Here is a 9,796-nt window from a genome sequence, read left to right on the forward strand (position 1 = left end):
CTACTTCTTGCCCCGCGTCGTCGGCATCAGCCAGGCTTTGGAGTGGACCTACTCAGGCCGCGTCTTCGGCGCCGAGGAAGCATTGAAAGGCGGCCTCGTCCGTTCGCTCCACAAACCCGAAGACCTCCTCCCCGCCGCCCGTGAACTCGCGAGGGAAATCGTCGACAACACCGCCCAGGTCTCCGTCGCCCTCACCCGCCAGATGCTCTGGCGCATGCTCGGTGCCGACCATCCGATGGAAGCCCACAAGATCGACAGCCGCGCCATCTACGCGCGCGGCGCGAGCGCGGATGCGAAGGAGGGCGTCATGTCCTTCCTCGAGAAGCGTCCCGCGACTTATCCCTGCACCGTCTCGAAAGATATGCCCTCCTTCTTCCCGTGGTGGGAAGAACGGAAATACGAATAGGGGATAACTTTACGAACTTGCCATGCGCCGCTCCGGGGATAAGTCCCCCGGGGCGGCGTCGCCATGCCGGCCTCCGGCAAGCCCGTTTTCCGGTCATGACAGTTTCATGACAGTACGATGACAGTCGGCGCCCTTATCCCCGGAAAATAAGTAATCCCCGCTTTTGGAGAGGGGACATGATCCGTACAGGGATTGAAATTATCTTGGCGCTTCCATCCTCCAGAGTGGCGTCAGCGCATAGATCGCAAGCCACAGGAATATCATTGCTCCGCATGGCACAAGCACCGCGTTGAGCGGCCCGACCCACTTGATGAGATAGCCTATAAATACCGCACCGATCGGCCCGCCGCCCATCGTGCCGAGATTGAACCCCGCCAGCATCCGTGCCCGCATCGTCTCCGACGCGCATTCCTGCACGATCGCCCGCGATTGGCTCATCGAAATGCCGGCGGCCAGTCCCCATCCATGCGCCAGCAGGAAAACGCCCCATATCGGCGGTTCGAAATGGACGAGCACCATCACGAACGAACCGGTGCACATGGCAAGCATGATCGCGCGTCCCTGCCGTCTGATCGGACGCAGCCGCGACAACAGGAAAGACGAAATGCCGATGCCTCCGAAGAACGACATGAACACGAAACCGATCTCGCGCGAACTGCCGTGATAGACGTCGCGAATGAGGATCGGGAAGAGCACCATGAAGACGCCCATGAAAAGAATGCCGGAGAAGAACATCAACAGCAGCACGGGCCGGATGCGATCGTGCTGCCACACGGCCAGCAATCCTTCCTTCACGTCGCGGAAGGGCGCCCGGCGCTGGCTTTCGCGTGGCGAAGGCGGCGAAGGGGCAAGGCGCGACGTCGTGAAGGCGGCAAAGGCGAGCAGCGAACTCTGCAAGATGAGCAGCGGCCATGCGCCGACATATTCGGCCGGACTGCCGAGCAGGTAGCCGCCGACCTGCCCGAGAAACTGTCCGCTCATGGCGAGCGCAACCGCGCGCTGTATGTTGCCGCCAAGACTCTGCATCGCAACGCGCGACAGCATGGAGTCGCGCGCGGGCATGATGTAGCCGCCGAGCGACGACAGCGCGAGCACATAGAGGATCATGATTTCGTAGTTGACGATGCCTTTGTACATCAGCACCGCGAGCACCAGCGGCGGTATCGTGGCGATGGCCTGCAGCCGCATCAGATGGCCGCGCAACTCCGTCCTGTCCGCCGCCGCCCCACCGAACAATCCGAGCAGCAGCATCGGGAGCATGGAGAACATCTGCGCAATGCCGACGCGGTCGGAGCTTTCATGCAGAACGAACGCAATGATCCACGGAAACAGCACCCCCTGAATGCCGCCCGCCAGAAAATACCCCCACAAACCGGCCATATACCAGCGGTGGTCGGCCCTGTGGTCCCGCGCGGGCGGTGTCATATGCGAATCCCCGACAGCCATTTTTGTTCGGGAACCTTACTATGGAGAGGGCCCGCAGGGCGTCTGAAAGTAAGGCGGAGCCCGCGATATCCCGTGTGCGTAGAATACGGAGTGCATTTTGCGGCGCGAGAGGTTACAGAATAGCGCCAAGAGGCCAGTGTGGCCCTACGTAAAGCGGGAGTTGAGCGGTTCCATGACCCTTGAACATTTCGATATGGTGATCGTCGGTGCGGGCCTGTCCGGCGTCGGTGCGGCCTACCACCTTCAGCAGAACTGTCCCGGCAAAAGCTACGTGCTCCTCGAGGGGCGCGAGAGCATGGGCGGCACCTGGGATCTTTTCCGGTACCCCGGCATCCGCTCGGACTCGGACATGTACACGCTGGGCTATTCGTTCAAACCCTGGACGGAAGCTAAGGCCATCGCGGACGGTCCCAACATCCTGAGCTATGTGAAGGAGACGGCGCGCGAAAACGGTATCGACCGTCACATCCGCTTCGGTCATTTCGTGAAGCATGCCTCATGGTCGACGGATGATGCCGTCTGGACCGTCGAGGCGCAGAGGGGACCGCAGAAGGAAACCGTGCGCTTCACCTGCAATTTCCTGTTCATGTGCAGCGGCTACTACGACTACGAAGCAGGCTACACCCCCGACTTCCCCGGCGCGGACCGCTTCCATGGCCGCGTCGTCCATCCGCAGAAGTGGACGGAAGACATCGACTATTCCGGCAAGCGCGTGGTGGTGATCGGTAGCGGCGCGACGGCGGTGACGCTCGTGCCGGAAATGGCGAAGAAGGCCGCGCACGTAACCATGCTGCAGCGCTCGCCGACCTATGTGGTGTCGCGGCCGGCCGAAGACGGCATCGCGAACTGGCTCCGCCGCAATTTGCCGGCAAAGGTGGCTTACGGCATCACGCGCTGGAAGAACGTGCTGCTCGGCATGTTCTTCTTCAACATGTGCCGCAAGAATCCGGACCGCGCGAAACGGATGATCATGCGCGGCGTGCGCGAGCAGCTTGGTCCCGATTTCGACATCATGACGCATTTCACGCCGAATTATAATCCGTGGGACCAGCGCCTCTGCCTCGTGCCGAACGGCGACCTGTTCGACGCGATCAAGAACGGATCGGCTTCCGTCGTCACTGACCACATCGAAACCTTCACGGAAAAGGGCATCAAGCTCAAATCCGGCCAGGAGCTTGAGGCCGACATCATCGTGACGGCCACGGGCCTCAACCTGAAGGTATTGGGCGGTCTCGAGATCGACGTCGACGGCAAGCCGGTCGAGTTCTCGAAGACCATGAGCTACAAGGGCATGATGTACAGCGGCGTGCCCAATCTCGCATCGGCCTTCGGCTACACGAACGCCTCATGGACGCTGAAATGCGACCTCACCTGCGAGTATGTCTGCCGCCTGATCAACCACATGGACGCGACCGGCATGCGGCAGGCGACGCCGGTGCAGAACGATCCCACGGTTCAGGAAGAGCCCTGGCTCGACTTCTCCTCGGGCTATGTCCAGCGCTCGCTCGACAAGTTCCCGAAGCAGGGCTCGAAGAAACCGTGGAAGCTCTACCAGAATTATGCGCTCGACATCGTCAGCCTGCGGCTGGGCAAGATCGAGGATGGTGTGATGGAGTTCTCCAATCCCGCACGCGGTGCGAGCGGCAAGCTGCAGCGCGAACCGGAACGTCTGGCGAGCTGAACGGATATGGACTGACGCCTCGGCGTCAGTCCGCCGCCGCCCTGTAGCTCCAGATCGGCGAGAAGAAGTAGAGCAACGCCAGTATTCCGATCATGATCGTCGCGGGTACCAGCACGGCATCGAAAATGCCGAGCCAGCCGACGAGCAATCCCATTATCAGGGCGCCCACCGGCGCGCCGCCCGAAAAGCCGAGTTGGTAGGCGGCGAGGACGCGCGCGCGGTGACTGTCGGATGCGGCCACCTGAACGATGGTGCGCCCCATCGTCATTGTCGTACCGGCGCCCATGCCCCAGAGGAAAACCAGAAGGCAGAGAAGCCAGAACGGCATGGCGAAATGAAATACGGCAAGAATGACGAGGCCGCATGAGAGCGACGCCATCATCATCCGCCCGCGATGACCGACATGGCCGATGCGCAGAAGCGCGAGGTTGACGACGATCGTGCCGCCCCAGAAGCAGATGTTGATGAGAGCGAACCTCAGCGTGAATTCGCTCGGCGTACTCTGATAGATGTCGCGGATCATCAGCGGCAAGACGACCAGAAAACTGCCGACATAGAACAGGCCCACCGCAAAATTGAGCGCGATGACCGTGGCCACGATCGGCGTTTCCGCCGCCGATTTCAGTCCGTCCACGATCTGCGCGAAACGGCCCATGGTGGCGGCGTGATTTCTCGGTGGTAGCGGCTCGAGTTTCAGCGCCGCCCAGAAACCGGCGAGCATGATCGCGGCCTGAAAGAACAGCAGCGCGGGTGTGCCGGTAATGGCTGCGAGTGCGGCGAACAGCATGCCGACGAGTTGCGACCCCATCTGCATGCCCATCGCAAGCGTCACCGCCTGCTGGATATTCGTTTCCGCGACGCGGGTCAGCGCGCTGTCGCGCGCCGGTATCGCGAAGGCGCCCAGCGTGCCCATCGCCAGCGCATAAACGATCAGGGTTGCGTAGGTCAGGTGCCCCGTCAGGAAAACCGTAGCGAGAACGAGCGGCGGCACGGCCGCGAAGAGATGCACGCGGATGAGGATGCGCCGCGCGTCGCTGTGATCGGCGACGGTGCCGCCAAGCAGCATGAAAAGCAGCGCCGGCGCCATCAGCGACATCTGCGCGATGCCGACGCGCACGGCCGGCTCGTGCAGTACCTGCGTCACCAGAAACGGAAAGATCACGAACTGGATGCCGAGGCTGATGAACCAGCTCGCCTGCCCGCCGAGGTAAAGCCTCAGACGGCGCTGGCGCGCGGCAAGGGCAGCGCCCGGTTCCGGCGGAAAGGGAGTCGCCTCGTTCATGGGCGCGGGCCGTTAAACGGGGATTCTTCGAAAAACTGGCCGCCAACCGCCATTGCGGTCTCCTCCCCGAGTGCATTCATTTTTGGAACTCTATCACAACGGAGCGAAATTAAACCCCCGCGAGACGTTCCATTTCATCGTAGGTGTGAATCTGGCGGCCGGGGATATCGTTCCACGCGGCGGCGACCATCGCGGCGGCCACGGTCTCCGCGGGAATCGAGCGATAGGGCCGGGCGGGGCCGAGCATGAGCGCGTTGAAGAACGGAGCGACGACCGCGCCGATCTCCTCGACGGGACGCTTTTCTGCGCGCGAGCCGATGAGCATGCCGGGGCGGAAGACGTGCAGCGCATCAAAGCCGAGCGCGTCAATTGCCTGTTCAGTCTCGCCTTTCACGCGCGAATAGAAGATTTGCGACTTCGCATCCGCGCCGATGGCAGAGACGAGCAGAAAACGTTTCGCGCCGCGCGCCTTCGCGGCTTTGGCGAAGGCGAGGATGTAGTCGTGGTCGACTTTGCGGAAGGCCGCCTGGCTGCCTGCGATCTTGATGGTGGTGCCGAGCGCGCAATAGGCGTCGTCGACCGTCAAGTCCTTGTTCGCAAGGGATTGTTCCAGCGCATCGAAATCCGTGACGAGGTTTTCGAGCTTCGGCGAGGCGATGTCGTCAAGCGGGCGCCGCGTGAGAGCGACGACGCGCGCATAACGAGGATCCGCTACCAGATGACGGAGCAGGAAACCGCCGATGAGTCCCGTCCCGCCTGCGACGATTGCCTGTCTGCCGCTGCTCATGCCCGCCTCCGATATTGTTTTTCAGAATTATAACACGCGCTGGCCCGCGCCCCGCTTTCGTGACGTTTCCGTGAACTTTGCGCGGCTGAGCAAGGCTTTTCAGGGTCTATTAAGCGGGTGCCCGGTTAAGTGCATCCGCTGTCTCGGTTTGTAATCAGTTCCGGTGCCTCAATGACGCCACCTAAAGCACGCGATCTCGCGACACTTGTGCCGCCCATATCGCAACAGACCAGTTGCGCTGCGGTGTTCGACCGCCTCCTGGCGGAGCCCGAAACGCAGAACATTCCGGTCACCCGGAACGGGCAGCCCATCGGTCTGATCGGCAGGCAGGATTTCCTGCAGAATTATGCCCGCCCTTTCGGTCCCGAACTTTATGGCCGAACCCCGGTCGCGCGGCTTATGCAGCGAGACCTCGTGACGGTGGAAGGCGGGATGAGCTGTGAAACGATCGACGTGCGCTCGCAGGACAGTTACGGCAATCCGGTGCTGCGCCCCTTTGTTGTGACGGAAGGCGGCCTTTACGGCGGTATGGGCGACACGACGAAGCTGATGCTGGTGATGGCCGATCTGGCGACGGCGCGCGCGGCCGCTTTGCAGGAGGAGACCCACCGCGCGGAGGCGGCGAGCCGGAGCAAGACGCAGTTTCTGGCGGGCATGAGCCATGAACTTCGCACGCCGCTCAATGCCATTATCGGTTTTGCCGATCTCATGCGGCTCAGGACATTCGGTGAGCTGCAGCCCGCGCGCTATGGCGAGTATGTCGAAGACATCCATCGCAGCGGGCTTCATTTGCTGAACATGATCAACGAGTTGCTGGACATGGCCAAGATCGAGTCGGGCCATGTGGAACTGCGGGAAACGACGTTCCATCCGCTCGATATCGGCGTCGATATCCTGCGGATGCTGAGACAATCGATCGCCGATGCACGGCTCAGCCTGCGCGTCGATATCGCGGACGACCTGCCGTTCATTCACGCCGATCAGCAGCATATCCGCCGGATTCTCATCAATCTTCTGTCCAACGCGATCAAATATACCCCGCCGGAGGGGTGCATCACGCTCGCGGTTTGCGTGTGCGGTCCCGACGAGGCGTGCGGCGAGGAAGGCCTGAAAGTCACCGTGGAGGACACCGGCATCGGCATTCCGCCCGACATGCTGGAGAAGGTGATGGAGCCCTTCGAGCAGGTGGAGAATTCCTTCACGCGGACGCGCGCGGGCACGGGCCTCGGCTTGTCGCTCACCAAGGCGATGGTGGAGGCGCATGGCGGAAAGTTGTGGCTGGAGAGCGAGTTAGGCCGCGGCACGCGGGCCCATGCGCTGCTGCCGGCCTCCCGCATCGTCTGGGAGAGGCCCTTGCGCTCGAGGGCGGCTCAGCGCGGCGCCTCGCCCGTGTAGCGCGCGCGGGGGCGGATCATCAGGCCGGTGCGGTACTGCTCGATGGCGTGGCCGATCCAGCCGGCGGTGCGGCCGAGGACAAAGATGCTGAGGCCCGCGCCGCGCGGCAGATGGAGCACGGCGCCGACGGTCGCGATCGCGAAATCGATGTTGGGTTTGAGGCCGCCCGCTTCCTCCATGACGCGGAAAATCCGTTGTGCGCGCAGGAAGTTAGCGTCGTCGCCATACTTCTCCGCGACCATCGAAAGAAGCGCCGCCGCGCGCGGATCGCCGTCCGGATAGAGGGGATGGCCGAAGCCCGGCACGGGATCGTTGTCCTTCAGCCGCTGCAGCACCGCATCTTCCACATCCTGACGGTTCGACATGTCGAGCAGGAGGCTCTCGACGCGGCCCGACAAGCCGCCGTGACGCGGACCTTGCGCCGCGCAGATGCCGGCCTGCACTGCTGCATATAGCGTGGCGCCCGTGCCCGCGACGCAACGGACGGTGAAGGCGGAGGCGTTGAGCTCGTGATCGGCGGAGAGGACGAGTGCGGCGCGGATAAGCTCGGAGGCCGGCTTTTCGCCTTGCGTGAGGGCGCGGGTGAGAACTTCGTGGACGGGCTTGTCGCTTGGCGCCTCGCCGGCGATGACGGCGGCGACATAGCGCAGCAGGCGCGCGCCCGTGGTGGCGAGGCCGCGATCCGTCATGTTGTAGACGGCGGCATCCTCAAGCGCCGCTAATGGTAGCAATGACAGGCACCGCTCGATGCGCGAGGTGCGCGCCAGCTCCGCCGCCAGCCCCTTGAGACGATCGCTCGGCTTCAGAACGGCGTCCCTGGTGAAGGGCTGCACGTCGCGGCACCCCCAGATAAGTGCCGCTACCTGCTCGAGATTCGAGCTTTTGGCGAGGGCGGTGGCGTCCGACCCGCGGTAGTGGAGGCGGCCGTCGGCAATGAGGGTGATGGCGGAATCGAGCACCGGCAGGCCGAAGCTGAGCGTGCCGGACCCCGCAGCCGCATCCGGTTTTTCGGCGGAACGCCGCCGTTTCAACGCCCTGACATCCTCGGCGCGGTAGCGCTTGGCGCGGCTGTCCGGCACCGGTTCTGAGCGGATCATGTCGCGGCTGACATAGGCGTAAAGGGTGGCGAGCGAAATACCGAGCTCGGCCGCAGCTTCGCGCGCGGTGAGGTAGAGGCTTTCGGGCAATTCCGCCATTTTCCGCTCCCGATTTATGTATTGATTATCTTAATCAAGATTGACTGACAATCAACCTTCCCCCAGCTTCAATTGTGACAGTGAGCCGCGATCCGCGCGGCAACGCCGCCGCAAACCGCCGTCAAGCCATTGACCGGATTGAGTTTTCGGCAGGCATGAAGAAGGAGATGGACGATGTCCGAGAGAACGATCCTGAGCACGGAGCCCCGTGCGGCAAGCTCCAGCGGCCTCGATAATGTGGTCGCGGCGGAGACCATGCTGAGCCATGTGGACGGCGAAGCGGGGCGGCTGATCGTGGCCGGGTATGAGGTCGAAGACCTTGTAAAGGCTCACGATTTCGAGGGCGCGGCGGCGGCGCTCTGGAGCGCGGCGGGGCTCGAAAACGCCCCCTCGGAAGAGGCCGTCCGGCGCGACCTGGGACGGGCCCGCGAGGCCGCCTTCGCGCTTGTCCCCGGCCTTCTGTCATTGAACTGTCATGAAACTGTCACGGAGGGTCTGCGGACCGGTCTGTCGATGCTGAGCGACGAGCCGGCGGAGGGGCCGGCGCGAGATATCCCCGCCCATATCCGTGCCCTCGGTGCGGCGGCGGTTTTCACCGCGGCGCTCTGCCGGACGCGCGAAAAGAAATCCCCGGTGGCGCCGGACGCGAGATCGGGCCACGCGGAAGATTTCCTCCGCATGCTGAGAGGCGAAGCGGCGAGCGCGGCGGAGGTCGAAGCCCTGAACGCCTATCTCGTGACGGTGGCGGATCACGGCATGAACGCCTCGACCTTCACGGCGCGCGTGATCGCATCGACAAGGGCGGGGACAATTTCGGCGGTGGTGGGCGCGCTCTGTGCGCTGAAGGGCCCGCTCCATGGCGGCGCGCCGGGCCCCGTGCTCGATATGCTGGACGACATCGGCACGCGCGAGAATATCGAGCCCTGGCTGACGCGGGAAATCGCGAAAGGCGAAAGGCTGATGGGCTTCGGCCACCGCGTCTACCGCGTGCGCGACCCGAGGGCGGATGTCTTCAACCGCGCGGTGACGATCCTCACCAACGGCAATGAGCGCGTGCTCTTCGCGCGCGACGTGGAGGTGGCGGCGCTGAAGGCGTTGCGCAAGGCGAAGCCCGGCAACCGGATCGACACCAACATGGAATATTACACCGCCGTTCTGCTGGAGGCGCTGGGCATTCCGCGCGAAGCGGTGACGAGCGTCTTCGCCATGTCGCGCATCGCGGGCTGGACGGCGCATGTGATGGAGCAGGAGCGCGTGGGGCGCCCCATCCGTCCGCAGTCGCGCTATGTCGGCGAGTGGCCGGAGGACGAGGCGGCGGCTTGAGATAGTCCGTATATTGATTTTATTTCGTCATTGCGAGCGAAGCGAAGCAATCCAGGGCGGCGAGCTCCGAACATGCGGCCCCTGGATTGCTTCGTCGCTTCGCTCCTCGCAATGACGTCGAAGGTAAAACGAGAATGTCCGATCTCATCCGCAACGACTTCCTGCGCCAGGCATTGGCCTGCGAACATCTGGGCTCGCCGTTCACGGCACGTGTCTGCCGCGTGCTGGCGGAAGGGCTCGATGCCGGGACGCGGTTCGGACAGCGCATTCTGAATTGGGA

The 9,796-nt window shown here is 63.3% G+C and carries 8 protein-coding genes; 4 read left to right on the forward strand and 4 right to left on the reverse strand.

Translation table 11 applies throughout. From position 1 onward, the window contains the following. A partial coding sequence (locus tag Q8S60_RS07565; RefSeq protein WP_305668467.1) for an enoyl-CoA hydratase-related protein occupies positions 1–406 on the forward strand: 406 nt, incomplete at its 5' end. Positions 407–604: 198 nt separating this feature from the next. Here the strand turns inward: Q8S60_RS07565 and Q8S60_RS07570 are convergent. After that, complete coding sequence (locus tag Q8S60_RS07570; protein ID WP_305277051.1) at positions 605–1,831, reverse strand: MFS transporter; 1,227 nt, start codon at positions 1,829–1,831, stop codon at positions 605–607. A gap of 193 nt (positions 1,832–2,024) precedes the next feature. Here Q8S60_RS07570 and Q8S60_RS07575 point away from each other — a divergent pair, with 193 nt between their 5' ends. Then, positions 2,025–3,533: an NAD(P)/FAD-dependent oxidoreductase gene (locus Q8S60_RS07575; protein WP_305277054.1), complete on the forward strand. Its 1,509-nt coding sequence runs from the start codon at positions 2,025–2,027 to the stop codon at positions 3,531–3,533. A gap of 25 nt (positions 3,534–3,558) precedes the next feature. Here the strand turns inward: Q8S60_RS07575 and Q8S60_RS07580 are convergent, their stop codons facing one another. Then, positions 3,559–4,815, reverse strand: coding sequence for an MFS transporter (locus Q8S60_RS07580; RefSeq protein ID WP_305277055.1), 1,257 nt, complete (start codon positions 4,813–4,815; stop codon positions 3,559–3,561). Positions 4,816–4,924: 109 nt separating this feature from the next. Further along, on the reverse strand, positions 4,925–5,602 hold the full coding sequence (locus tag Q8S60_RS07585) for an NAD(P)H-binding protein (protein WP_305277057.1): 678 nt from the start codon (positions 5,600–5,602) through the stop codon (positions 4,925–4,927). 171 nt (positions 5,603–5,773) lie between these two features. On the opposite strand from Q8S60_RS07585, the gene Q8S60_RS07590 reads away from it, so the two are divergent. Further along, on the forward strand, positions 5,774–6,997 hold the full coding sequence (locus Q8S60_RS07590) for an ATP-binding protein (RefSeq protein ID WP_305277058.1): 1,224 nt from the start codon (positions 5,774–5,776) through the stop codon (positions 6,995–6,997). Here Q8S60_RS07590 and Q8S60_RS07595 read toward each other — a convergent pair. Beyond that, positions 6,973–8,193, reverse strand: a complete 1,221-nt coding sequence (locus Q8S60_RS07595) for a citrate synthase family protein (RefSeq protein ID WP_305277060.1) — start codon at positions 8,191–8,193, stop codon at positions 6,973–6,975. The two genes, Q8S60_RS07590 and Q8S60_RS07595, sit on opposite strands and share 25 nt — an antisense overlap. 174 nt (positions 8,194–8,367) lie before the next feature. Between Q8S60_RS07595 and Q8S60_RS07600 the strand changes: the two genes are divergently transcribed. Continuing rightward, positions 8,368–9,516 (forward strand): citrate synthase/methylcitrate synthase, encoded by a 1,149-nt coding sequence (locus Q8S60_RS07600; protein ID WP_305277062.1) that lies wholly within the window; start codon positions 8,368–8,370, stop codon positions 9,514–9,516. Positions 9,517–9,796: the final 280 nt, after the last annotated feature.

Source organism: Parvibaculum sp. (genome assembly GCF_030694575.1).
Lineage (GTDB): Bacteria > Pseudomonadota > Alphaproteobacteria > Parvibaculales > Parvibaculaceae > Parvibaculum.